This is a genomic window from Dermatophilaceae bacterium Sec6.4 (genome assembly GCA_039636865.1).
Classification (GTDB): Bacteria; Actinomycetota; Actinomycetes; order Actinomycetales; family Dermatophilaceae; genus Allobranchiibius.
Genome location: CP144172.1, coordinates 3,228,495 through 3,253,145, shown reverse-complemented (window position 1 = coordinate 3,253,145; position 24,651 = coordinate 3,228,495). Strand labels below are relative to the sequence as shown.

26 protein-coding genes and 1 pseudogene are annotated in these 24,651 nt (G+C 64.3%); 18 read left to right on the top strand and 9 right to left on the bottom strand.

The window, feature by feature from the left end; genetic code table 11:
* Positions 1 to 10: 10 nt before the first annotated feature.
* The 3 genes from V3G39_15540 (at position 11) to V3G39_15530 (ending at position 3,007) form a co-directional block, all read left to right on the top strand.
* Positions 11 to 685 carry a hypothetical protein gene (locus V3G39_15540; GenBank protein ID XAS76041.1) on the top strand — a complete coding sequence of 225 codons (675 nt, stop codon included), beginning with the start codon at positions 11 to 13 and terminating at the stop codon, positions 683 to 685.
* A complete protein-coding gene (locus tag V3G39_15535) occupies positions 682 to 1,773 on the top strand; it encodes an XRE family transcriptional regulator (protein ID XAS76040.1) in 1,092 nt (363 codons plus the stop codon). Before V3G39_15540 ends, V3G39_15535 begins: the two co-directional genes overlap by 4 nt.
* A 169-nt stretch (positions 1,774 to 1,942) precedes the next feature.
* Positions 1,943 to 3,007: a hypothetical protein gene (locus V3G39_15530; protein ID XAS76039.1), complete on the top strand. Its 1,065-nt coding sequence runs from the start codon at positions 1,943 to 1,945 to the stop codon at positions 3,005 to 3,007.
* A gap of 1,460 nt (positions 3,008 to 4,467) precedes the next feature.
* Here the strand turns inward: V3G39_15530 and V3G39_15525 are convergent.
* Complete coding sequence (locus tag V3G39_15525; protein ID XAS76038.1) at positions 4,468 to 5,322, bottom strand: DNA-processing protein DprA; 855 nt, start codon at positions 5,320 to 5,322, stop codon at positions 4,468 to 4,470.
* A 6-nt stretch (positions 5,323 to 5,328) separates the two neighbouring features.
* A complete protein-coding gene (locus V3G39_15520) occupies positions 5,329 to 6,135 on the bottom strand; it encodes a phosphoribosyltransferase (GenBank protein ID XAS76037.1) in 807 nt (268 codons plus the stop codon).
* Positions 6,136 to 6,335: 200 nt separating this feature from the next.
* On the opposite strand from V3G39_15520, the pseudogene V3G39_15515 reads away from it, so the two are divergent.
* From V3G39_15515 to prfB, 8 genes and pseudogenes are all read left to right on the top strand, one after another.
* Positions 6,336 to 7,142, top strand: a pseudogene (locus V3G39_15515) (ATPase, T2SS/T4P/T4SS family).
* Positions 7,139 to 8,002 (top strand): type II secretion system F family protein, encoded by an 864-nt coding sequence (locus tag V3G39_15510; GenBank protein ID XAS76036.1) that lies wholly within the window; start codon positions 7,139 to 7,141, stop codon positions 8,000 to 8,002. Before V3G39_15515 ends, V3G39_15510 begins: the two are co-directional and overlap by 4 nt.
* Positions 7,999 to 8,922, top strand: a complete 924-nt coding sequence (locus V3G39_15505; GenBank protein XAS76035.1) for a type II secretion system F family protein — start codon at positions 7,999 to 8,001, stop codon at positions 8,920 to 8,922. The genes V3G39_15510 and V3G39_15505 overlap by 4 nt, the downstream gene beginning before the upstream one ends.
* Before the next feature lie 34 nt (positions 8,923 to 8,956).
* Positions 8,957 to 9,166 (top strand): hypothetical protein, encoded by a 210-nt coding sequence (locus V3G39_15500; protein XAS76034.1) that lies wholly within the window; start codon positions 8,957 to 8,959, stop codon positions 9,164 to 9,166.
* 13 nt (positions 9,167 to 9,179) lie between these two features.
* Positions 9,180 to 9,596, top strand: coding sequence for a TadE family protein (locus V3G39_15495; GenBank protein ID XAS76033.1), 417 nt, complete (start codon positions 9,180 to 9,182; stop codon positions 9,594 to 9,596).
* Complete coding sequence (locus V3G39_15490; GenBank protein ID XAS76032.1) at positions 9,593 to 10,048, top strand: pilus assembly protein; 456 nt, start codon at positions 9,593 to 9,595, stop codon at positions 10,046 to 10,048. Before V3G39_15495 ends, V3G39_15490 begins: the two co-directional genes overlap by 4 nt.
* A complete protein-coding gene (locus V3G39_15485; protein XAS76031.1) occupies positions 10,045 to 10,539 on the top strand; it encodes a pilus assembly protein TadG-related protein in 495 nt (164 codons plus the stop codon). Before V3G39_15490 ends, V3G39_15485 begins: the two co-directional genes overlap by 4 nt.
* A gap of 35 nt (positions 10,540 to 10,574) precedes the next feature.
* Positions 10,575 to 11,693 carry a peptide chain release factor 2 gene (gene prfB / locus V3G39_15480; GenBank protein ID XAS76030.1) on the top strand — a complete coding sequence of 373 codons (1,119 nt, stop codon included), beginning with the start codon at positions 10,575 to 10,577 and terminating at the stop codon, positions 11,691 to 11,693.
* Positions 11,694 to 11,710: 17 nt separating this feature from the next.
* Here prfB and V3G39_15475 read toward each other — a convergent pair whose 3' ends face one another.
* Both V3G39_15475 and V3G39_15470 read right to left on the bottom strand, forming a co-directional pair.
* Positions 11,711 to 11,971 (bottom strand): GNAT family N-acetyltransferase, encoded by a 261-nt coding sequence (locus V3G39_15475; protein ID XAS76029.1) that lies wholly within the window; start codon positions 11,969 to 11,971, stop codon positions 11,711 to 11,713.
* Positions 11,972 to 12,157: 186 nt separating this feature from the next.
* Entirely contained in the window at positions 12,158 to 12,499 is a 342-nt protein-coding gene (locus V3G39_15470) for a thiamine-binding protein (protein XAS76028.1), read from the bottom strand.
* Positions 12,500 to 12,657: 158 nt separating this feature from the next.
* On the opposite strand from V3G39_15470, the gene ftsE reads away from it, so the two are divergent.
* The 4 genes from ftsE to smpB are packed head-to-tail and all read left to right on the top strand — an operon-like array spanning position 12,658 to position 16,201.
* Positions 12,658 to 13,431: a cell division ATP-binding protein FtsE gene (gene ftsE, locus V3G39_15465; protein XAS76027.1), complete on the top strand. Its 774-nt coding sequence runs from the start codon at positions 12,658 to 12,660 to the stop codon at positions 13,429 to 13,431.
* A gap of 13 nt (positions 13,432 to 13,444) precedes the next feature.
* Complete coding sequence (gene ftsX, locus V3G39_15460; protein ID XAS76026.1) at positions 13,445 to 14,365, top strand: permease-like cell division protein FtsX; 921 nt, start codon at positions 13,445 to 13,447, stop codon at positions 14,363 to 14,365.
* Positions 14,366 to 14,375: 10 nt separating this feature from the next.
* Positions 14,376 to 15,698, top strand: coding sequence for a M23 family metallopeptidase (locus V3G39_15455; GenBank protein ID XAS76025.1), 1,323 nt, complete (start codon positions 14,376 to 14,378; stop codon positions 15,696 to 15,698).
* A 32-nt stretch (positions 15,699 to 15,730) separates the two neighbouring features.
* Positions 15,731 to 16,201, top strand: a complete 471-nt coding sequence (gene smpB, locus V3G39_15450; protein XAS76024.1) for an SsrA-binding protein SmpB — start codon at positions 15,731 to 15,733, stop codon at positions 16,199 to 16,201.
* Between the two features lie 11 nt (positions 16,202 to 16,212).
* Here smpB and V3G39_15445 read toward each other — a convergent pair whose 3' ends face one another.
* On the bottom strand, positions 16,213 to 18,603 hold the full coding sequence (locus V3G39_15445; GenBank protein XAS76023.1) for an FHA domain-containing protein: 2,391 nt from the start codon (positions 18,601 to 18,603) through the stop codon (positions 16,213 to 16,215).
* On the bottom strand, positions 18,600 to 19,169 hold the full coding sequence (locus V3G39_15440; protein XAS76022.1) for an FHA domain-containing protein: 570 nt from the start codon (positions 19,167 to 19,169) through the stop codon (positions 18,600 to 18,602). Before V3G39_15440 ends, V3G39_15445 begins: the two co-directional genes overlap by 4 nt.
* Before the next feature lie 118 nt (positions 19,170 to 19,287).
* Between V3G39_15440 and V3G39_15435 the strand changes: the two genes are divergently transcribed.
* From V3G39_15435 to V3G39_15425, 3 genes are read left to right on the top strand one after another with little or no spacing between them, the layout of a single operon-like run.
* Entirely contained in the window at positions 19,288 to 20,715 is a 1,428-nt protein-coding gene (locus V3G39_15435) for an NAD(P)/FAD-dependent oxidoreductase (protein XAS76021.1), read from the top strand.
* On the top strand, positions 20,712 to 22,031 hold the full coding sequence (locus V3G39_15430) for a pitrilysin family protein (protein XAS76020.1): 1,320 nt from the start codon (positions 20,712 to 20,714) through the stop codon (positions 22,029 to 22,031). Before V3G39_15435 ends, V3G39_15430 begins: the two co-directional genes overlap by 4 nt.
* Entirely contained in the window at positions 22,028 to 23,365 is a 1,338-nt protein-coding gene (locus tag V3G39_15425) for a pitrilysin family protein (protein XAS76019.1), read from the top strand. The genes V3G39_15430 and V3G39_15425 overlap by 4 nt, the downstream gene beginning before the upstream one ends.
* Positions 23,366 to 23,390: 25 nt before the next feature.
* Here V3G39_15425 and V3G39_15420 read toward each other — a convergent pair whose 3' ends face one another.
* Genes V3G39_15420 through V3G39_15410 form a run of 3 tightly spaced genes read right to left on the bottom strand, consistent with a single transcriptional unit; the run spans position 23,391 to position 24,579 of the window.
* The gene (locus tag V3G39_15420; protein ID XAS76018.1) at positions 23,391 to 23,834 is read right to left on the bottom strand and encodes a PRC-barrel domain-containing protein; all 444 of its coding nucleotides are present in this window, start codon (positions 23,832 to 23,834) and stop codon (positions 23,391 to 23,393) included.
* Positions 23,834 to 24,412: a PRC-barrel domain-containing protein gene (locus V3G39_15415; GenBank protein XAS76017.1), complete on the bottom strand. Its 579-nt coding sequence runs from the start codon at positions 24,410 to 24,412 to the stop codon at positions 23,834 to 23,836. Before V3G39_15415 ends, V3G39_15420 begins: the two co-directional genes overlap by 1 nt.
* A 17-nt stretch (positions 24,413 to 24,429) precedes the next feature.
* On the bottom strand, positions 24,430 to 24,579 hold the full coding sequence (locus V3G39_15410; protein XAS76016.1) for a hypothetical protein: 150 nt from the start codon (positions 24,577 to 24,579) through the stop codon (positions 24,430 to 24,432).
* Positions 24,580 to 24,651: the final 72 nt, after the last annotated feature.

Here is a 24,651-nt window from a genome sequence, read left to right as displayed (position 1 = left end):
ACACAGTGCTATGACGCGCCTCTTGGGGATCATGATGACCGAAGCTACCGACATGTCCATCCCGCTCTCCTGCTCTGCTGTGACGCCCATCGTCAAGCCCTACCTGGGTCAGCTCGCGCAGGTCCTTTTCGATGCGTGGGGCGCCTACGCGAAAGTTCGAGAGCGTAACGGGAAGGTAATGACGCAAGCCACTGCCAGTTCCCGAGCGATGTTCGTCTCCGACCTGATGCGGCAGCCCGCGCACCGCATTTTCGAGGGGACACCTGCCGTGAAGGTGGATGACCGGCACGGGCGTCCGTGGGTCACCTTCGACGGGGGAGCTGCACAGGTCCGATTCCGCAAGCTGACAACAGCCCTAGCTATTTGTCCGAGTGACTCCGTCCGGGCCACTCGTCTCAATTTCCATTTGGGTGACCCGTCTGCACCCAAGCTCGACGGGCTGGATCAAGAGGCGACAGTCCTGACTGCGGGATACGTGTTGGATGCCGCTGACATGCACATCGAACGCGTTGTTTTGGTTTGCCATATCGGCGACCGCGTCTACTACCACCTTCCACTTCCGGGTGGCAACGCCCAACTGACCGCATCAGAGCAGTTGCCCTTGGCGCCTCTGACCGGCCCCATCATTCGTTCCGCGCGCAAATCGGCAGCCGACAAACTCCAGAAAGAAGGTGACGACGCGTGAGCGACGTAGCTCACCGGCGCATGGTGAAACTCGTCCGAGAGGCCAAAGGCTGGTCTCAACGAGACCTAGCCGAAAATGTCGAGCCGCCCATGAGCCAGGCCTTTATTTCCAAAGTCGAGGCTGGCCTCATCGACCTGACAGGGGAATCCCTGTCCAAAGTCGCAGATGCACTGAACTGCCCCGTAGACCTCCTCACCGACGACACCCCGATCCAAGGGCTAGAAGTCACCTGCCTGCACCACCGGCGTCATCACTCGAAGATCAACGCGATCACCAAGCGGCGCATCGAAGCGCTCACACACCTGACGCGGGTCACCGTCGAAGGATTTCTCGGCGACATCGAACTCGTTCCTGAAGTGCAACTTGTACGCCTGTCAATCGAGGAGCACGGCAGCCCAGCCGACATCGCTCAGATTGTCCGCACCATGTGGAGGGTTCCATCCGGGCCGATCGAGAACGTGATGGGCCTCGTCGAAGCCGCGGGCGTCATCGTGGTCACTCGCGACCTCGGCTCCCAGGCGCAAGCCGCGACCACAACATGGCCGCACGACCAAGATCGCCCTCCGATCCTTGTGCTGAACGCCGGTATCGAACCGGACCGGCAGCGATACACACTCGCCCACGAGCTAGGGCACCTGATCATGCATCCCCTCCCAAGCGAAGACCAGGAGAAAGAGGCTGACGAGTTCGCGGCAGTGTTCCTCGCGCCAGCGGAAGACATCGAAGACCAACTCGTAGGACTCACCACCCGTGACTTCCCACGGCTCCTGGAACTGAAGGCCCAGTGGGGGATGTCGGTGGCCGCACTAATACGCCGTGCGCGGGATCTAGACCAGATCAGCGATCGTCAATACCGCGAATTCAATATCAAGTTGAGCAAACTGGGCTGGCGAACACGTGAGCCGGGGACCCTCGTCGTGGAGAGGCCCCGGTCTCTTGCCCGAGTAATCGAAGTGCACCGGGTCGATCACGGCTACTCAGAAGGAAACCTCGCCACGGTCGCCCTCATGAACACATCTGCACTCCATCACCACTACGGCGGACCAAAAGCGCCACCCAGCACGTCACTGAGGCTGGTCCGCGAATGATGAGTTCAATGACGTTATCCACAGGTGCGAGTTTGCGCCCCCCAGGGGTGGTCCACATTCGTGCGTACTATCGAAATCACGATTTGGGACGGGAGGAGTAAACATGCTGACGACGGCACCAGAAATTCGTAGCCAACGACCGCTGTATCCGGGATGCCCTGCGCTATTTATGCAGATGCTCGGTACGAGGGCCGACGTTGCACGAACGGCGAAACTGGGCGCAGCTGAGGGGGTTGGAAGCGTCTACACGATCAAGACTGACCCAAAAAACAAGGTGAAGAGGCTCCAAGAACTGATCAGGGTCCACGACCATTACACGGAGAACGGGGTCCGCCACATCCTGGTGGATGCATCGCTATACGACGGCGCTGACCGCTGTGTTGGGCCGGCTCGGCTCAGCAAGGACTGGATCGACGCGCAGCTGAACCTTGGCTGCCCTGCTGCACTCACCGACTCGCCCTTCATCGAGCGAGATGGCGAACGCGCGCTGCGGAGCGTCCTCGAACAGGCCAAGGACCTTGGCCCGGACGTGGTTGCAGTCTTACCAATGCACCCGCACTGGGTTGGCACCAACACCTCCAAGCTCATCGAGGCCATCAACGACGTGGGTGTTGCCGTGGCAATCATCTTGGAGCACAGCAACGACCCGTACGGTTCGCAGAAAACCGTTCACGGCCTTGTTCGAATCCTCAACGAGGTCGACCAAAAAATCCTTGTCTTGCGGTGTGATCTATCTGCCGTCGGCGCAGCATGTTTCGGGGCAAGCGTCGGTGCAATTGGAACTACGACTGGGCTTCGACACATATACCCGCGGCCCACAAAGAGGAGCGGGGGTGGCTTCCACGACCCAAGGATCGGACTGTACGTACCGTCGGCAATGGCGTATCGAGCCCTTGACACCGTCTCGGACGCAACAATCAGGGATACAGGGCCGGACATCAGGTGGAGGTGCCCCTGCAGGTACTGCTCTGGCGGTTTGCTGATCGACACCGTCGTAGATGAAGTTTCTGCTTACGAGCACTCTTTCGCTGCAATCGCCCATCAAAGCCAGCAAATGTTAGGCCCCGATTCAACCGCGGAGGACGCGCGTAGAACCTGGGTCAGCCAGTGCGAGCACGCCCAAACCTTGTGTCAGGAAGTGGCCTACGATCTCGGGATCGGTTGGCCCACCCCGGACTTCTTCGCAGGGTGGCGGAACGCGATCATCGACCCTGCACCGCTCCGAATGGCGTAGCCCCGGTCCGAAGAGCGACATCGAACAACTGCTCTTCACGGAGCCGAAAGTGGTGTCGGCCAACTCCCCGATGCTCCCCTACTCCTCCATCGAGACCCTCCACCACTACCTCGACACGGTCGTGCGGGTCTACCTTCGCCACGGTTAAGCCGTAGAAGTCGCACTCCATTACGTCCAACTGGCCAGGCGGTGGTGAATCGGGCACTGCTGCAATAGTTCTACTCATACCGCCGAGCCGAGCAAGAGTGGTGCGGGAGGTTGATAGCGGTCCGATACCGATATACCCGAGAATCCGCAACGGAGACAGTGTCAGGTCATCACGACCGTGCTTGGCCCGATCGTGGAGCACGTTCCTGAACAGGACCGGCCATTGTCCGCTAGATATCCGGGTGCCGAGAATGTCGTTGTCCCACTCGACGACCGCACAGGCAAGCCCATCAGAGATAACTGTCGGTGGCAGCGTGCACCCCGCACCGATCGTCGCGTGCCGGACGAGGTCAGCTGCACGCCACGCGTCGCGGCCACCCCAATGTTTTAACCCTCTGCGGTGATCAGATGGAACCCTCAGTCGCTCCATCCTGAACAGCGTCGTCATGAGTTCCACCCCGATAGGACACCACAGACCAGTGACGGTCCCCGAGTCGGTGCCGGTCCCCGAGTCAGTGCCGGTCCAACTCGGCTCCGTGGGGAACGTGGAACTCGGAACAGAATCATGATGGCCCTTCCTGTCGCGGCGCTTGTTGCGGTTCGTGCTGCACGCCGACGCGGTTCGCGGGAACAAGGCGAAATCCGCTGAGACATCGGGTTGTCCGTAGGTATACCCAGTCACCCGGTTTCAGCCGCAGGTCGGCCATGACCCCAGCAGAAAGTGCCACCTGCAGGGTTGGCGTGACCTGACGAGGTCTACTCGGGTCCCGTTTCCCGAGCGAGTCGTCCGGGCCAGCCGCTCGGCGGATCATCAACGCCCACGGGCAGTTGGTTACCCCGCGCACAGTCACCCACCTGGTCATCTCGGGATCAGTGCCGATACCGACGTCACGTGCAGGGCCCTTCGGTAGGCCGATGCGACGTAAGTGGTTGATTCGGCGAGGGTAGTGGGGGCGGGGTTCCATTTGATAATAATATCATTTAATAGCTTAATTAGGTTGTTAAACAATGAGATTCGTTGATGATGATGTAATCCTGAGGACTCGCGAAGAGTCGTTTGGTGGTGCCGCCGTCGGCGCGCCCGAAAGGTGGCCTTGTCCTTTCGCGACCTACGTGCAGATGCTCGATAGGTGAGCGCTGCTGCCTTGGACCTGGTTGTCGAGGTCGGGCAAACTGGTGTAAGGCAGCACAGGCGGGATGTGAAGTTGAACGAGCAGGGTGGCAAGCGGGCGCAGCGCGCCTGCATTTGTTCCTCTGAGAGGGTGGGGTATGCCCCGGCCACCACCGTCAGCCGACCGGGTACCCGGTCGAATTTAGAACAAGGTGGGTAGCTGCACCACGGGAGTTGACGACCGTACGTCGTCGAAGGCCGCCCTCAACTGGGGCGGCGTCCTCACCGCGCGGGCGCCTTTCTCGATGAGGACGCGGTTGCCTAGAGGCGTGTCGTCGCCGAAATCTACCGTGATCACGGCTCGTCCGAATTTTAAGGCACCCTCGCCAGCAGCGAGGGTGCCACCTTTCTCACCAGCCTCGACAACCAGAAGTGCCTTCGGAAGGCCGAAGATGATCCCGTTCCTCGCCATGGCTGCGTGCGCGCGCCACGGTTGCGACGGAACGAACTGCGAGAGCACGAGAACGCGGTCCCAATCGAAGTCGGCCGCGAACGCGCGCTTTATGCGGAAGTGGTCGATGCCCTCGGCGAGCACCACGACAGTGCTGCCTCCGTCTCGCAACGCGGCGAGGTGGGTGGCCGTGTCGACGCCAGCGGCGTAGCCAGAAACCACTGTTAGACCCTTCTGCGTGGCGAGTTCGCCGCAACGGGACGCCGCGTCGAGCCCCCGAGGGCTGACGTGCCGCGAGCCGCACATCCCGATGCCGTCGGTGTACAGGAGGTCTCTATTGCCGCGGTAAAAGATGATTGGAGCGATAGGACGTCGATTAGATACCAGGCTGCTTGGGTAGTCGGGTGCAGAAAAGATGACAGCGCCGATGCCAGCCTGCCGCATCTCGTGGGCCTTCTGGTCAACGCCTGCACGCACATCAGGCAGCATGCCGACATACGCCTCCTCAAGAGTCGCGATGCCACCGTCGCAGAGCCCAGCGGTGATGCGTGACGGCGTCCGAAGGCATTCGAACGCCGTGAGCGCTAGTTGAAGGAAATCACCCACCAGAGCTCACCGCCTCAACGTCCTCGCAGCGGTCAGCGCAAGTACCGTTGGTGCACCTGCGCGACGAGCAGCACGAGCGGCTGACTCCAAAGTGACACCAGTATGAAAAACGTCGTCAATCAGAACGATCGGACGATCGACGACTTCGCTCAACTCGAAGTCGTCGCGCACATGGCGAGCGATTAGCTCCTTCTGCGGTTCACGTGCTGGTCCGTTCATCGGCACGAATTTCCTAGCTGCTTTCTTGGCGACGTCGCGTCCGAGCTGTTCTCCGAAGCTGGTGCCATCCCCTTTGCTTCCTGGCGGCGAGGAGACGAGTTCCGCGTCTGCGAACACGGGGTGGTTGCTGATCACTTCCGCCAAGGCATTCACTAGCTCTATCCGCGCTTTCCGCGAACCCGATGCCTGCGGGTATGTCGCGTACTTGGTGAAAGCGATGAGCTGACCTGCGCGTGTGTCGGCTAAGCCACCATCGTCGCAAGGTTGCTTGTACCAGTCGAGACTCAGAGAAATGTCGATGTCCGGGCGCGCCGGGATCGTCAGCCACGTAGTGAGGTCGTTGCACAGATCGGAGACGCTCGACGGAACACCCCGAGAGAAGTAAAACGCATGCGTCCAGTTCTGTTTACCCGTGGGACTGAGCGCCTTGGCCTGGCACGCGCCTCTAGCCGCAGCCACAATTTGGGAAGCCACCTCGTCGGGGCCGCACAGCAACAGTAGAACGTCCGACGCTTCGGAATAGTCGCGAACGAGGAACCGCTCTAGTTTGTTACCTCGCTGGTCCGCGGCGAACGGAAAGCAGAAGGAAGTCACGATGTCCTCCCTTGCCGACACGAATCGCAGGCTGTTTGCGCCGACAACCCCCAGCGGTTGATCTTCGTCAACTTCCAGACCCTTCGGCGCACGTTGCCCACGACAGAATCATAGCCAAGTGAACCTTTCGATCACATGTAATCGAAGCCTCTAACTCAGCAAACGGTCGCATCTACGCTAAGTACCCCAGATAAGCTGCTGGATCGAGGCTGCACGTAGCCATCCCCGACGTGACCAGAGCACATTGGTTGGTCAATATCAGAAAGTTCGTCAGCCGTGCCCATCAGCTGGATGATCTGGTGCGACTCGGGTCTCTCACTCATCAGAGCGCCCGGTTCCTGTCCGCCTGCGTCGTATCGGGTCTGAACATCCTGGTCGCCGGGGGCACCCAGGCCGGCAAGACCACGATGCTGAACTGTCTCGCGGCAGCCATTCCCAGCAACGAACGCGTGGTGTCCTGCGAAGAGGTATTCGAACTACGCCTGGGTATCCGGGACTGGGCGGCGATGCAGTGTCGGCAGCCGAGCCTGGAAGGGACCGGTGAGATTCCCCTGCGACGGCTGGTGAAGGAAGCATTGCGGATGCGGCCATCGCGGATCATCGTGGGCGAGGTCCGCCAGGAGGAATCTCTCGATCTGCTGATCGCGCTCAATTCGGGGCTACCCGGGATGGCCACCTTGCACGCCAACTCGGCGCGGGAGGCCATCGTCAAGATGTGCACCCTGCCGTTGCTTGCGGGTCCGAACGTCAGCTCGTCGTTCGTCGTGCCCACCGTCGCCAGTTCGATCGACATCGTGGTCCACCTGGGACTCGAGCGGGACGGGCGGCGCACCGTGCGAGAGATCTCGGCCATTCCGGGCCGCGCCGAGAACGAAGTCGTGGAGATTGCGGAGTTGTTCGTCCAGCGCGACGGGAAACTGGTGCGAGGTGACGGATTTCCACCGCACCAGGAGCGGTTCGCCCGTGCCGGATATGACCCGGCGCGACTGTTGGGAGACCGTTCATGACCTGGTTTCCGCCGCTACTCCTGGGGTTGGGGCTGTTCTGCATCTGGTGGTCGTTCTGGCCCCGGCCCGAGCAACTCATTGCGTCCACCACGCCGACCTGGCGGGACAAGTTGTCCGACGCGATTGCGCAGAGTGGAGTCGGTGCGATCAGTGCCAACCAACTCCTCGTCGTCGCGCTCGCTATCTGGCTGCTGGTGTTTTTATTGGTGATGGCGGCAGTTGGCGTCGTCCCCATCGCACTCGCCTTCTCGATGATCTGCGGGTACGGGCCCATTGCGCTGATCAGAGGTCGCGCCCGTCGGCGGCGTACCCAGATGCGCGAGTTGTGGCCGGACGTGGTCGATCACATCGGTTCTGCAGTACGTGCGGGAATGGCGCTCCCGGAATCCCTGGCGCAACTGTCCACGAGGGGGCCCGAGGAACTTCGGCCGGCATTTCTGGACTTTGCACACGACTACCGGGCCACCGGTGACTTCCAGAGTTGTCTCGATGCGCTCAAGACCCGTCTCAGCGATCCCGTGGCCGATCGCCTCGTGGAGTCCCTGCGGATCGCCCGCGAGGTGGGCGGTACGGATCTGGGTCGACTGCTGCGCACCCTGTCGGCGTTTCTACGCGATGACGGGCGCACCCGTTCGGAGTTGGAGGCACGGCAGAGCTGGACGGTCAACGCGGCACGGTTGGCTCTTGCCGCCCCCTGGCTGGTCCTGGCGATGCTCGCGACGAGGGGCACGTCGCTGCAGGCGTACCAGACGCCGACCGGAGTGGTCGTGCTGGTGGTCGGTGCGGGCATCTCGGCGCTCGCCTACCAGATAATGCGCCGGATCGGTCGGCTGCCGGATGAAGTGCGGGTCATGAGATGACTCCGGCAGCATGGACCGGATCCCTGGTCGGTCTGGTGTTCGCAGCGGGGCTGGCCTTGATATGGCTCGGATTGCCCGCGCGGCGCCGGCCCGATCTGCAAGCTCGCATTGCGCCCTATGTCGATGATGCTCCGAGGCCGTCCCGACTGTTGCTGAGTTCGGTGGAGCACCTGGAGATATCGCGGTTCTTCGCGCCACTGCTGCACCGTCTGGGCAGACTCGTGGAGCGGGTGCTCGGCGGCGCCACGTCCGTGCGACGGCGGCTGGAGCGCGCGGGTCTGCCGGCGGATGTCGAGGGTTTCCGAGCGCAGCAGGCGCTGTGGGGAGTCACCGGCGGGGTGGTCGGCACGCTGTGGGTGACGTTCCAGATCATCGGCGGCGGCACCTCGGTGCTCAGTGCTGTCGGGATCATCGTGGTCAGTGTCGGCATCGGTGTCGTCGTTCGCGATCAGCTGCTCACCCGGGCGGCCGAGCAGCGTGAATCCCAGATCCTCGCCGAGTTCCCCGCAGTGGCCGAGATGCTCGCGCTGGCAATCACCGCGGGTGAGGGTGCCGCCGCGGCGTTGGAGCGGGTCACGAAATTGTCGTCTGGCCAACTGTCCGCAGAACTGGCCCGGTGCCTGGGTGACGCGCGATCCGGCCAGACCCTGCCGATGGCTCTGGAAGGTCTCGCCGATCGCACCGGTATCCCTGGGCTCGCGCGGTTTGTCGATGGCGTCGTGGTGGCCGTCGAGCGCGGGACGCCACTGGCCGATGTCATGCGCGCGCAGGCCCAGGACGCCAGGGACGCCAGCAAGCAGGCGTTGATCGAGCTTGGCGGGCAGCGGGAGATCACGATGATGATCCCCGTTGTGTTCCTCGTACTGCCGGTAACTGTTGTTTTTGCGATCTATCCAGGCCTGAGCAGCCTGAATCTCTGATCTGAATGCACCACCCAACCGAAAGAAGAAGCCGATGAAACCACTATCGAAGATCTCCCAGCGCCTCACCCGGTACCTGGTGCAGGCCCCGCACCGCCTCGCCGGTGAACGAGAGCGTGGGGACGTACCCGGATGGGTACTGATCACCTTGATGACAGCCGGACTGGTGACCGCATTGTGGCGGTTCGCAGAGCCGCAGCTGACCAAGATCTTCACCGATGCCATCAACAGCGTCCATAAATGAGAAGCGTCCATAAATGAGAACGGCGGTCGCGACAGCTCGCGGCCGACCTCGCACCGAGCGCCGCGACCGGGGGTCGGCGGTGGCCGAATTCGCGATGGTCGGGTCCCTGGTGATGGTGCTCTTCCTCGCGGCCTTCCAGGTGGGGTTCTCCCTCTTCGTCCGTAACACTCTCATCGCGAACGCAGCCGAGGGCGCCCGACTCGGCGCACGAGTGGACAGCTCGACGGACGCGGGTGCACAGCGGACCCGTGACCTGATTACGACCTCGCTGTCCCCGCGATACGCCAGGGACGTCACCGCTACCCAGGAACGGCGAAACGGGATGATCGTCATCACCGTCAAGGTCGAAGCGCCCCTACCGGTCGTGGGCCCGTTCGGACCTTCGCAGAGCCTGACGATCACCGCGCATGCCTATAAGGAGAAGCAGTGACGGTCCGGCGGTGGATGACACGCAGGTTGGGCGGCGGTGATCGGGGCAGCGCGGTCATCGAATTCATCGTGGTCGGAATGTTGATCACTCTTCCCGTCTTCTATCTGGTGATTGCCCTCGCACGGCTGCAGGCGGGCGCCTACGCAGTCACTCAGGCAGCGCGGGAATCGACGCGAACGTACGTGACAGCATCCTCCGACAGCACCGCGGTGGGCCGCTCCCGCCAGGCTGCCCGGTGGGCGTTCGAGGACCAGGGTTTCGCCGACCAGGGTGACGTCTCGATCAGTTGCACTGCTTCGCCCTGCCTCACCAGGGGCGCGGTGGTCAGCGGTATCGCGGACCTCGATGTCGACCTGCCCTTCATCCCCTCGTTCCTGCGGGCCGTGGTCCCGAGCGCTGTGCACCTGCATGCACGACACGCAGAGCCGGTGGACAGATTCGGTGCGCGATGAGGAGGCCGGGGGCGGCGTTACGCGGCAGGATCGACCGCTGCCTTGCTGACGACCGACCTGACCGGGGTCGGATCATCATCCTGTGCGCCGGCCTGTTTGCGCTGCTGGGGCTGCTGATCATGGGAGGCATCGATCTCACCAGCGTGCAGTTGGCCCGCATCCACCTGCTCGATGCAGCCGATGCCGCTGCGCTAGACGCCGCTGATGCCGTGGACAACGCAGCGGTCTACGGCGGGGGAGTGGGCCGGAGTGTCCCGCTGTCGAACGCGTCTGTACGGGCAGACGCGGCTGCTCAGCTGCGCGCTCAGGAATTGCCCTTGCACGTCCTCGGCTGGGCGGTTGTCGACGGCACGGGCACACCGGACGGTCGGATGGCGGTCGTCCGGGTGACCGGCACGGTGCGGCCACCGCTGTTCGGGAGCGTGCTGGGCGCACTCGGAAAGGACGTCACGATCACGGTGCAGGCACAGGCCCGCTCCGATGTGGACTAGGGCCGCGCAGCGCGCACCGCGTAAGCTGACCAGTCGTGGCTGTTGATTTTGCTGTTGAGCTGAAAGAACTCCGCACGACCATGGGGACCGTGCGTGAGGTCAGCGACCTCGAATCGCTGCGCGCCCAGATCGTCGATCTGGAGGCCCAGTCCGGTGCGCCGGATCTGTGGGACGACCCTGAGCACGCCCAGAAAGTCACCAGCAAACTGTCCCGGGTCAACTCCGAGCTCGAGCGCATCGTGACGATGGACCAGCGTATCGACGACCTGGAGATCATGGTCGAGCTCGCGGCCGAGGAAGACGACGCCGACGCGGTCGCCGACACCGAGCGTGAGTTGCGTTCGTTGCGCAAGGCGGTCAGTGAGCTGGAGGTCAAGACGCTGCTGTCCGGTGAGTACGACGAGCGCGCGGCCGTCGTGACCATCCGTGCCGGTGCCGGCGGCGTCGATGCTGCCGACTTCGCCGAGATGCTGATGCGGATGTACCTGCGCTGGGCCGAGCGGCACGGCTACGCCACCAAGGTGATGGACACGTCCTACGCCGAAGAGGCCGGGCTGAAGTCGGCGACCTTCGAGGTCACCGAGCCCTACGCGTACGGCAACCTTGCGGTTGAGGCGGGCACCCACCGGCTGGTACGGATCAGCCCGTTCGATAACCAGGGCCGTCGCCAGACGTCCTTCGCTGCCGTGGAGGTCGTGCCGCTGATCGAGCAGACCGACGCCGTCGAGATTCCCGACAACGACCTGAAGGTCGACGTCTTCCGCAGCTCCGGGCCCGGCGGCCAGTCGGTCAACACCACCGACTCCGCCGTCCGGATGACCCACCTGCCGACCGGCACCGTCGTCTCGATGCAGAACGAGAAGTCGCAGATCCAGAACCGTGCCGCCGCGCTGCGCGTCATGCAGTCGCGGCTGCTGGTGATCCGCCGGATGGAAGAGGCCGCTGAGAAGAAGGAACTGGCCGGCGACATCAAGGCCAGCTGGGGTGACCAGATGCGTACCTACGTGCTGAATCCCTACCAGATGGTCAAAGACCTGCGCACCAACTTCGAGGTGGGCAACACTTCTGCCGTCTTCGACGGCGAGATCGACGCCTTCATGGAAGCCGGGATCCGCTGGAAGCGCAGTGGCGAGCGGGCCGCCGAAAACGACTGAGCTTCAGCAGCTGAGGCTCAGCGCCGAACCATTCGCAGATCGGTGCAGTCCAGGTGCACGTCGTCTTTGCTGACGCCGTCCAGCTCGAAACCCACCTTGCAATAGAACGTGATTGCCCGGTTGTTGCCACGCAACACCCACAGGTAGGCGGGCCGGTCGCCCACTGTCGCAGCCATCAGTTGCTGTGCCACCCCGGTGCCGTGATGCGCGGCCAACACGTTCAGGGCCATCAACTCGTGCGGCAGCACGGCATCCTCGTCGCGGGAGGGTCCGGCCAAGGCGAAACGGCGGTGGCGCCGGACGACGTGTGCACAGCGACGAACAGGCAGTTGCCGGCGGAATTCGGGCTGCCGTCGGCGAACTCGGACACCCACGTCTGCCAGACCTGCACGTGCAGCTGCGCGAGCGGCGAAGCGTCCTGCTCATGTGGCGCACGGATCTCGTAGGCCGGTGGTGCGGCCGCCTCAGGCTCCATCAGAGGCGGGCGCGCCCTCAGCGGACGTGCCATCGGAGAGTCGAGCCTCGACGCGGGCGACCTTGGCCTGCAGCTGCCCCTCGTAACCGGGTCGCATATCGGCTTTGACCACGAGCGATACCCGGGGACTGTGTGCGGCGACCGCCTCACAGGCCGCCTTGATCACGGGCATACAGGTGTCCCAGTCACCTTCGAGCGTGGTGAACATCGAGTCCAGGTGATGCGGCACGCCGGAGTCGCGCACGACCCGCAGCGCGTCGGCGACGGCGGCGCTGACGGAGCCGTTCGGATCATCGGTGGTGGCCGGGGCGACAGAGAAGGCAAAGAGCATGTTGCCCACCGTAGGCGGCTCACCTGACTGTGAAACGTCCGGTCGGCGCGTCGCAGCCGGATTCGCCTGCGGATCGGCATAACCTCAGCCGCGGCGGCAGCCTAGAAGTCGCTCGTCACGTGCGCCAAACCCGACCGGCAAGGACCTGCCTACACCGCATGATTCGATTCGAGAGTGTCACGATGAAATACGGCGCGAAGGATGCGCCGGCTCTCGACGACGTCTCGATCAACATCAGTCGCGGAGAATTCGTATTTCTCGTCGGAGCATCGGGCTCGGGCAAATCCACCATGATGCAGCTGTGCACGCGTGAACTGGTCGCGACCGGCGGGTCGATCTTCGTGGCGGGTCGCGAGCTGCGAACTCTGCCTGATAGGCGGGTTCCGCTGCTACGACGTGAGATCGGCGTAGTCTTCCAGGACTTCAGACTCTTGGAGAACAAGACGGTCTATCAGAACGTCGCCTTCGTGCTGAAGGTGCTCGGCGCCAAACGGCACGTCATCAAGACGCTGGTGCCCGAGACGTTGGAGCTGGTCGGGCTGGCCGGCAAGGAGCGTCGTTTGCCGCACGAGTTGTCCGGCGGTGAGCAGCAGCGGGTGGCCATCGCGCGCGCCGTGGTGAAGAAGCCCCCGATCCTGTTGGCCGACGAGCCGACCGGCAACCTGGACCCCGAGATCAGCGAGGACATCGTCACAGTGCTGGACCGCATCAACCGCACGGACACCACTGTCCTGGTCGCCACCCACGACAGCAGCATCGTGGACCGGTTCGGCAAGCGGGTCCTGGAGCTGCGCGGTGGGAAGGTCGTTCGCGACGAGCAGCACGGCCGGTACGACGAAGCGCTGGCCCCACCGTCAGCGCGTCCGACACGGCCCGCGCGCAGCATGAACCCCCGAACTGCCGCGGCCGACGACACGTCCGACGAACGCTGAGGGCCAGGACACCATGCGTCTGCAGTTCATGCTCGGCGAGATCGCCAGTGGCTTCCGCCGTAACGCCGCGATGATGGTTTCGGTCATCATCGTCTCGATGATCTCGTTGCTCTTCATCGGCACCGGTCTGCTCGCGCAGCGCGAGGTCGACCTGGCCAAGGGCTACTGGTACGACAAGGTGCAGGTCTCGGTCTTCCTGTGCACTGCACAGAGCGGCGACGTCCCCTCTTGTGCGAACGGGGCTGCAACTGCCGCGCAGACGGCGTCCATCAAGCGTGATCTGCTCGCGCAGCAACCGCTCGTCGAGCAGGTCTACTACGAATCCTCAGCGCAGGCCTACACCCGCTTCAAACAGCAGTTCGCCTCCAGCCCATATCTGTCCCAGATCACTCAGGCGTCGATGCCCGCTGCCTTCCGAGTCAAACTCAGCGATCCGAGTCGCTACTCCGACGTGGCGAGCCTGTTCACGGGCGCGGCCGGTGTCGAGGCGGTGAGCGACCAGGGCAAAGTGCTGGACACCTTCTTCAAAATCTTGAATCTGTTGAGTATCGGCGCGGTGATCCTCGCCGTGGTCATGGGTGTCTGCGCCATCTTGTTGATCACTACGACGATTCGACAAGTCGCCTTCTCGCGCCGCCGTCAGGTGGGCATCATGCGGGTCGTGGGCGCCTCCAACTCGGTGATCTACCTGCCCTTCGTGATCGAAACCCTGGTCGCGACGATGATCGGCGCAGCGCTCGCGGTCGGCGCGCTCTGGGCACTGATCCATTTCGGCATCGAGCGACTCTTCAACCACGCGGGCAACAACGGCGACCTGGTCAGCCTGATCGGTACCGGTGACCTCTGGGCCATTGCACCGTGGATGTTGATCGGCACCGCGCTACTGGCACTGCTTACTTCGTGGTTGACCCTCCGACGGCATGTGCGAGTGTGACAATGTGAAGATGCCCCTTTCGGTCCGCTCGATGCGGGTACTCACTGCTGCGTTGGTGGCAGTCAGCGCAGCAAGCGTCTCGGTGCATGCGTACGCCGACGACCCGGCCACGCAGAAGAAGAAAGTCGATGCGCAGGTCAGGACCGCCCAGGCCGACCTGGACGACACGTCGGCGCAGTTGCAGACCGCTCAGCTGAAACTGGCGGGCACCGCCAAGGCCGTCGCGAGCGCCCAGGCAGCGCTGAAGACCCGACAGACCGCGCTCACTTCTGCTGCGAACCGCAGCGTTGTCGTCGCCGGTGAGTTGGCCGCTGCCCGTGCGACCGAGTCCAAGAACTCCACAGCGATCAGCACGACAGCCGCCGCGCAGGCGCGCACCACCATCCTGGTCGGCGGTATCGCCCGCCGCAGTTATGAGGCAGGCGGACTGGGTAATTTCGCGCTGACGTTGCAGATTCTCGGCGCCGACGGACCGGACGTCGCCGATCAGATGTCGACCGCGGACCTGCTGTTACGCCAACAAAACGGGGTATTGACCAAGCTGGCCGGCCAGCAGGCCACCCAGCGCACCGAGGGCGTCGCCCTCGCGTCGGCACGTCGTCGGGTCGCCGGTCTCAAGATTGCGGCGGACAACGCCGTAGCGGATGCCACCACGGCTCGCAACGCGGCACAGACCGCCCAGAACGCGGTGCTCACCACCCAGCGCACCCAGACCTCGGCACGAAATGCGCTCGTCAAGCAGCAGGCAGTCGACGCGACGCAACTCAAGCAGCACCAGGTGGAGGCGGCAAAACTGACGACGCTGTTGCGGGTACGCGCGGTGGCGCTCGCCAAGGCGCAGCGTCGCGCGGCAGCCACCGCCACCCGGGCGCCCGCCGTGCAGACCCCGCAGCCGCCCGCTGCCACCGGACCCGCCCCCGCCTCGGCCCGTGGTAACGGCTTCTTCACCCCGCCGATGCCGCTGTCCAGCATCGTGTCGGTCTTCGGGATGCGCGTCAATCCGGTCGACGGTGTGCTGCGGCTGCATGCTGGTGACGACTTCCCCTACCCCTGCGGTACCCCGGTGCGTGCAGCGGCCGATGGCACGGTCATTTTTGCCGGGTCGGACAGCATCGCCGGTGGGAACATCGTCATCGACCATGGCTACGTGCGGGGCCAGAACCTGGCCAGTCAGTACGAGCACCTGTCCGGTTTCGTGATCCGCAGCGGCGCGGTCAAACGCGGCCAGCTGATCGGCTACTCCGGCACGACGGGCCGTTCGACCGGTTGCCACCTGCACTTCGCGGTGCTGGACAACGGTACCTACGTCAATCCGATGCTCTGGTTGCAGTAATCGGTTTGCACCCGATCGCTACCATGGATCGAGTGGCAAAAGAATCCGGCAAGAAGCTCGTTGCCAACAACAAGAAGGCGCGTCACGACTACCTCATCGAGGACACGGTCGAGGCGGGCCTCGTCCTCATGGGCACCGAGGTCAAGAGTCTGCGGATGGGGCGCGCGTCGCTGGTCGACGGGTACGCCGCCGAATACGGTGGAGAGCTCTGGCTCGAGGGGGTCCATATCCCTCAGTACATGCAGGGCACCTGGACCAACCACTCTGCGCTACGCCGACGCAAACTACTGCTGCACCGCGAGCAGATCGAGAAGTTGTTGATCAAGTCCCGGGAGAGCGGTTACACGCTGATCCCGTTGTCGCTCTACTTCGTGGACGGCCGGGCCAAGACCGAAATCGCACTGGCCCGCGGTAAGAAGCTCTACGACAAGCGGCAGGCGCTGCGTGAGCGGCAGGATGACCGCGAGGCGCAGCGCGCAATGTCGCTACGCCGCCAGGGCTGAGGCTGGGTCCTTTACTCGGCCCGGTCGCGGTCCAGCCTCCACAGAGCGGCGCCGGCGAACAGCAGTGTGAGCACCAGCAGCATGACGGTCGTAAGCGTGCCGTTGCCGACCGTGTGCTCCCACAGCGAATCCTTGTCCTTCAACGAGAACCGATCCAGATCAACGGTGCTCGCGCTCAGGGCGAAACCCCACCGCGCGGGTGCCAGCCAGGCCAGCTGCTCCAGAACGACGCGGCCGGCAACAGGGAACAATCCGCCACACAGCACGAGCTGAGCCATGATCGAGACCACCAGCAGCGGCATGACCTGCTCCGAGGTACGCACGATCGCCGACATCAGCAGGCCCAGTGCCATCGCTGCCAGGGCTGTCAACCAACACGCGATGATCAGCTCCAGGGTCGGTGAGCCCAAGGCCACGGCACTGCTCGGCGCGGACTTGCGGGTCTCGACAAGTAACACCAGCACCACTGACTGCAACAAGGTCATCACCCCGAAAATCAGCAGTTTGGCTGCGATGTAACCGGTGCTGGACAGACCCACGGCACGCTCGCGCTTGAAGATCGCACGCTCGCCGATCAGCTCCCGCACGCTGACCGCAGTGCCCATGAACACCGACCCGATGATCAGGATCACCAGGATCTGGCTGGCCTCCACCCCCGAGGCCGGAACGGGTGTGCCACTCACGAGGACGGTAGTGAACGACAGTCCGAACCGACCCGGCACCACCATTGTCAAAACGGCCAGGACGACCGGTAGCAGAGCCATGAATGTGGCGTAACCGCGGTCTGCAGCGATGACCCGCAGGTGTCGTCGGGCCAGGGTCGACAACTGCGCCGCGATGCTCTGCTGGCGCGGCGGCTCCTCCGGCGGTTGCAGGCCGCGAGGTGAGCGCAACGGACCGGCGACCTGCTCTTCGTGCAGCCAGGAGGTGCGGAAGCGGTGCGCGACACCGGCCGGGTCCGCAGCAACGGCGGTGAACACGTCGGCGTGATCACGTACGCCGAAGAAGGCGAGCAGCCCGTCCGGCGGGCCGAAGTAGGCGACCCGTCCACCCGGCGCGAGCAGCAGCACCTTGTCGCAGACATGCAGATTGGCCACGCTGTGGGTGATGACCGCGACGGTGCGGCCGCCGTCCGCGAGTTGCCGCAGCGTCTGCATGACCTGTTTGTCCAGGCCCGGATCGAGCCCGGACGTCGGCTCGTCCAGGAACAGCAGGGAGGGGCGGGTCAGCAGCTCCAACGCCACCGATGTGCGTTTGCGCTGGCCTCCGGAGAGCCGGTCGACCCTGGTGGCCGCGTGCTCGGTCAGGCCGAGTTCGTCGATGACCTCCTCGACCCGCGCTGTGCGTAGATGGGTGTCCAGATCGTCTGGGAACCGCAGTTCAGCGGCGAAACGCAACGCCTGCCGCACAGTGAGTTGCCGGTGGACCACGTCGTCCTGGGGTACAACCCCGATCCGGTGGCGGAGATCCTGAAAATTCTGGTAGAGGTCGCGACCGTCGTAGTAGACCTCCCCGCTGGTTGCCGGTGCTGCACCGGTCAACGCTTTGAGCATGGTGGACTTGCCGGCCCCGGACGGGCCGATGATGGCCAGCAGGCTGGAACCGGGCAGTGCGAACGAGACGTCGTCCAGCAGCTTCTTGCCGCCGGGCAGCACGTACGACAGGTGGTTGGCGACAAAAGCGACATCGCCTTGATCGACGTTGGCAACCAACTGCCCCTGTGCCACCGTGAAGCGCGAGTGGCCGACCGCGAGCAGGTCGCCTTCACCCAGCGGTGCGACCGAGATGCGCTGACCGTTGACGTAGGTACCGTTGCGACTGCCCAGATCGTGTACCTCGAACCCGCCCGGACGGGACACCAACTCCGTGTGTCGCCGCGAGGCCAACAGGTCATCCAGGACGATTTGATTCTCCCGACCGCGGCCGATGCTCAGCACCTGCCGCCCGGGCTGCTGATGAGGCTGAGCCTGCACCGGCGGGGGACCGGCCGGTGCCGCGTAACGGTCGAAGACCACTCCGGTATTACTGGGCATCAGGTTTGCGGGGATCGGCGCCGCAGGCCCGGGCGCGGGTAGGAAACCAATCTGCAGACCCGGGCCGGTCGGACCGCCGAGTTGCACAAAACCGCCCGACGACACCTGCGTGGGCGTCTGGATCCGGGCGCCTGCTATCCAGGTCCCGTTCGAGCTGCCCAGATCTGTTGCGAGCACTGTGGTGCCCTGCCGCGTGAGGCGGACATGACGTCGGGAGGCGTTGCTGTCGGGGATACTCACGTCGCACTCGCCGGATCTGCCGACCACGACGGATTCGCCGTCCGACAGCCGGCGGTGGCCGCCGGGGAAGCTGAGAGTGAGGTCACCGCTGGAGGCGTTCTGCACCTGATTACCGCTTTCGTCGATCAAACGCTGACGAGCCAGCCGTCACGTACTTCGAAGGTGGTCGACCCGATACCGATCAGGTCACCCTCGTGCAGTGCCGCGCTCTGGACCCGATCCCCGTTGACGAACGTGCCGTTGCGGCTGCCGAGGTCCTGCAGGACCAGCCCGTCGTCGTCAGCGGTGATGCGCACGTGGTGACGTGAGACCAGCATGTCGTCCAGCACGATGGAATTACCCCGACCGCGCCCGATCGTCAGGACATCATCATCGTCGGCGGGTCGATCCTCAGCGGTGGGGGCGGCGGGAGTCGGTACCGGCGGAGCGAACTGCTCAATGACGGGCTCAGGTTCGGGCTCGGGCTCAGGTTTTTTCAGGAACGCAGGCTCCGGTTGCTGGTCGTGCTGGTCCTGTTGTGGCCAGTCGATCTGCGACTGGGTCACCGGCGCCGGCGGAGCCGGCCGCTGCGGCTCGGCGAAGGGATCCGGAGCCGACCACGGATGCTGTCGGGATGCTGGGGCCGGCGCGGTCCAGACGATCGGCGCCGCAAGGGTCTCGTTCGGCGATCGGAAAGGATCGTTCGGTTGACTCATCGCCCCTCCACGTACACGGTAAATAGTCAGCTGCCATGGCGCTGCGGACAGGTCGCAACGGGCCTCACCTTACTGCCGGACGATGCGAGTCGATGTCGCGCCGACTACCGTAGAAATCATGCAGCCATCAAGTTCGGACACTTCCACACGGCGCCACCGCGTCGTCATCATCGGTTCCGGCTTCGGCGGGCTCTTTGCAGCACGTGCCCTGAAGCGCGCAGACGTGGATGTCACATTGATTTCCGGGACGACGTACCACCTGTTCCAACCACTGCTCTACCAGGTCGCCACCGGCATTCTGTCCGAGGGTCTGATCGCCCCGTCGACCCGCGAGGTGCTCTCCCGGCAGCAGAATGCCAGGGTGTTCTTCGGGCACGTCACCGACATCGATGTCGAAAAACGACAGGTCACCGCAGTCGCGCTGGAGCAGACCAACATCTACGACTACGACAGCCTGATCGTGGCGGCTGGTGCCGGCCAGTCCTACTTCGGGAATGACCACTTCGCACGCTTCGCGCCGGGCATGAAGAGCATCGATGACGCGTTGGAGCTGCGCGGTCGGATCTTCGGGGCCTTCGAACTGGCCGAGATGGCCGCCGCCGCGGGTCGCCCACAGGAGGTCAACCGCCTCATGACCTTCGTTGTCGTCGGCGCCGGGCCGACAGGTGTGGAGATGGCCGGGCAGATTGCCGAGTTGTCCAAGCGCACGCTGTCCCATGACTTCCGGGCGATCAAGAGCCGGCACGCGCGCATCGTGCTCCTGGATGCAGCCGACGCGGTGCTCACCCCGTACGGGAAACGGTTGGGAGCCAAGGCAGCCAGCCGATTGAAGAAGCTCGGCGTCGAAGTCACCATGGATGCCAAAGTCACCGACATCGATGCTGAGGGTGTCGAGTACGAGTCGCCGGACGGCGCCAAGCACCGCATCGAAGCGCTGTGCAAGGTGTGGGCGGCGGGAGTGGCAGCCAGCCCACTGGGCAAGATGCTCGCTGACCGAACGGGTGCAAAAGTCGACCGGAGCGGCCGGGTGCACGTCGAGAAAGACCTGACGCTGCCGGGTCATCCGGAGATTTTCCTGGTCGGTGACATGATCGCGCTGGACAACCTGCCCGGAGTCGCGCAGGTCGCCATCCAGGGTGGGAAGTATGCCGCGAAGAAGATCAAGGCGCGGTTGGCCGGTAAACCCGACGACGGCAAGCCGTTCAACTATTTCGACAAGGGCTCGATGGCCACGGTCTCCCGGTTCAGCGCGGTCGCCAAGATCGGCAAGGTCGAAATCTCCGGGTTCGTGGCGTGGGTGATGTGGCTCGGGGTGCACATCGTCTACATCATCGGCTTCAAGAGTCGGATCGGCACTTTCTTCCACTGGACCGTCTCCTTCCTGGGCAGAGGTCGAGGAGAGCGGACTTCGACCGAGCAGCAGATCTACGCGCGCCTGGCGATCGAGAAGCTCGGTGCAGACTTCACGCCGTCCACGACCAGCGGACGGCCCTCCCTCAACGACCATGAGGCGGGAATCGACGCACTGGCCAACGAGGTCGGATGACCGCGCGGATGACGCCCCAGTCGCTGCAGGACTCCCGCCTCGATTACGAAGTGGCCACACATACGCTCGCGAACGGGTTGCGGGTGGTCGTCTCCAGCGACCACAACGTGCCCACCGTGGCGGTCAATCTCTGGGTGGGTGTCGGTTCCCGGCACGAGGTGCCGGGCGCTACCGGGCTGGCGCATCTGTTCGAGCATCTGATGTTCCAGGGATCGCGCAACGTCGCCGAAGGCGAGCACTTCTCGCGGTTGCAGGCGGCGGGCGCCCGGCTGAACGCCACGACCTGGTTCGACCGCACCAACTACTTCGAGGTGGTCCCGACCGGCGCGATGGAGTTGGCGTTATGGATGGAGGCCGACCGGCACGGATACCTGCTGGACGCGCTGACCCAGACAAATCTGGACAATCAACGCGACGTGGTCAAGGAGGAGAAGCGACAGCGCTACGACAACCGCCCGTACGGCAACGCACTCGCCGACATCTACGGGGCGGTCTTTCCTGAGGGACATCCTTACCACCACTCCACCATCGGTTCGATGGACGACCTGGATGCCGCATCGCTGCAGGACGTGCAGGCCTTCTACAGCGCCCACTACCGACCGAGCAATACCGTGTTGACCCTGTGCGGTGACGTGCAGCCGCAAGCCGGTTTCGAAGCAGCACAGAAGTACTTCGGCGGTTTGCCGGACTTGGAACGGCCGGGCTTGCCGGTCTCGACGCCGCTACCTCCGCTGACATCACCCACCACCGTCGAGCGGGTCGAAGACGTGCCCAGTGACCGCATCTACCTCGGGTTCCGGTTACCCGCCGACCGCACGCAGGGCACCTGCAGCTATCTGGCCGCCGAACTGGCGCTGGATCTGCTGGCAGGGATGGCGACCTCCCGGCTGCACCGTCGTGTCGTGCGACGGGAGCACGCCGCCGACCACGTGTTCAGCAACTCCTTCGGTCTCGCCGGTGGCGTGTCGCTGGGGCTGCTCGGCGCCGACGTCGCCGCCGGACACCGCGTCGAGCAGGTGCAGGAGTCGATCCGCGAAGAGCTGGTAGCTCTGGCGCAGACACCGCCCACTGACGACGAGATGCAGGTGCTGCGGGCGGGTGCCACCCGCCAGGTGCTGCAGGCATTTGCGAGCATCGAGGAGCGAGCGGACTTCATCAGCCAGTACACCCTGCTGCATGACGAACCGGGCTACCTCAACACTCATCTGGGGGAGTTGCTGGCCATCACCCCGGAGCAGATACAGGACACTGCAGCGCAGTTCCTGGCACCGGAGCACGCAGCCGCCGTCATCTACCGACGCGAGGACGCATCGTGAGTCAGATTGCCCGCCCGGATGTCGCACCACCTGCTCCGTGGTCCTTTCCACAGCCCACCGAGCACACTTTGCGTAACGGGGTGCCGCTGACGGTGTACCGCCTGCCCGGCCAGCATGTCGCATCGGTTCAGGTGATCGTCCCGGTACCGGCCGCTGCGGAACCGCGCGAGCTGGAGGGACTGGCCACGATCGTCTCGCGCACCATGGACGAGGGCACCGCCAGCCACGGGCCGGACGAGTTCGCCGGACTGCTCGAGCGCAACGGTGTCGCGTTGGGAGCCGCCCAGACGCTGTCGGGGTTGTGTGTGCAGGTCGACGTCCCGACGGGTGCGATGGCACCCGCTGTGGACCTGCTGCGCGAATGCCTCACGGAGCCCGTCTTCCCCGAAGAGGAAGTGCAGCGGGCCGTGGCAGCCCGGCTGTCCGACATCGAGCACGCGCTGGCCGACCCGGCGTCCCGTGCGGCACTGGAATGGGTCGGTGCGCACTACCAGCCCACCGCTCGTGCCAGTAGACCGGTCGCCGGGCGGGCGCAGTCGGTCGCTGCGATCACCGCCGCTGACGTCCGCGATTTCCATGCCGCCACCGTGCACTCCACGGGTGCCCGCGTCATCGTGGCAGCGGACCAGGACCACGAGCAGGTGTTCGCAGACGTGGATGCCGCCCTGGGGGCGTGGGGTCCCGGCGCAGCAGCAGCTACCCACGAAGACGACGCGCGCACGGGTGGGCACCGGGTCGTCTTCGTGGACCGGCCGGGATCGGTGCAGACCCAGGTGCAACTGGGCTGGCGCGGGCCCTCGCGCACGGTCGTGGGCGGATGGGCGCCCTACCCGGTACTGAGCTACCTCATCGGCGGGTCGCCGGGTGCCCGGATCGACCGGGTGCTGCGTGAGGAGAAGGGCTACACGTACGGCTTCGGTGCGGGGTTCCGGCCCCGCGGCGGTAGCGGCAGCTTCGTTGCAGCGGGCTCGGTGCGTGGAGATTCGACTGTGGATGCGGTGCAGCAGCTCTGGTCGGTGCTGGACAGCATCGGTGACGGGTTCACCGACGAGGAACTACGCTCCGGGGCGGACTTCATCGCCATGACCGCACCCGGCCGCTACGCGACCGCAGATGTCGTCGCCGACCAGGCGGCGGCGCTGGCCCTGGACGGGCTCTCAACGCAATTTGTCACCGACTATTTGAACAAGCTGCGTGAGCTGAGCTCTTCCGACCTGATCGAGGCGTGGAACGCGTGGTCCGGGCAGCCGCGCACGCTGGTCCTGGTGGGGGATGCCTCCCACCACGCCGACGCCATCCGAGCGCTGGGCATCGGCGAAGTCACGGTCATCTGATGAACCGTGGCGTGACTCGCTGGTCTCAGTCTGCGGTGACCTCGAGCACGGCAGCGTAGGAACCGATACCTACGAGACCGTCGCCGTGGGTGGAACCATGGGTGTGCTGAATGCGCAGCAGTACACCCGTCGCGGGATCGAATTCGACGTCAGAGACGACACCCAGTTCATCGCCCAGCGTGCTCAGTGCGAGTTTGCCGATAAGTTGGTGATGCTTGTCGGCATCCTTCTCCAGCGTCTCGTCACCGTCCACCAGGACCGCGGCGTCAGCGACCGTCACAGCGTCGTCGCCGAATCCCGAGACAGACCCCCACACCAGGAACGCGCGGTGCTTGTCATCGGTCTTGCGCAACTTCAGCGCTGAAATCTTGTGCTCCGGCACGTCGACGACGAAATGGGACACCTTGCCGATGCTCTCTGCATTCGCCAGGCTGACGACCTTGCGGTTGATGGACTCCTTGAAACGCATCAGCGATCAGCCTCCAACTGGGCCCGGAACTGCTCGACGGCCGCGCCGAAACCGGCCAGGTCGTGTCCTACGAAATCCTTGGCACTGGCCGGCACGATCAGGTGTTCGCCCGAGACCGCGATGGTGTCCGGTAGGGGGATGAGCACATTGGTGCCGTTGCTGCCCAGGGCTTCGGATGCCTCGATCTCATAACCGACGACATCGCATTGTCCGGCGCCGCCCTGCGATACCTCGATGATCACGTCGATCACTTTGCCCAGGTCGCTGCCGCCGTCGGTCAGCACCTGCGAGCCGAGCACATTGCCACCGGAGCCGCCGCTTGCTGCCGACCGGTCCAGCACAGCATCGGTTGCTTCCAGCACGCTCTCGGTGGTGATCATCACGGCATCGGAGCCGAGGGAGGAGACCGAACTCCATGCGAGTGCTGTCTTGAGCGGACCGGCGAAGATACCGCGGCCCGCGAGGGTGAAGCCGCCGACTTGCCCACCGCCGGCGGAGTAGACGACATCCTTGATCTGCGCGATGTCCTCACCTCCCATCGTGACGACCGGGAGCTTCTCGAGTGCTGAGGTACGCATCAGGCGTGTTATCGGCGTCATGCGCCCTTACCGCCTCTGGAGCGGGGTGAACCAGCCGGATCCACAATGACGCCGCCGCGACGGCGGCGCGCCTGGATCGCGATGAAACCGCCCACCAGTAGGAGCACGATCACCACGATCACGAGTAACCACTGCCACCAGTTCATCGCAGAACCTCCGTAGGTTTCGAAGTCGATATGTCCACCGGACGTCCTTACCAGTGCGTGACGTCGACATGG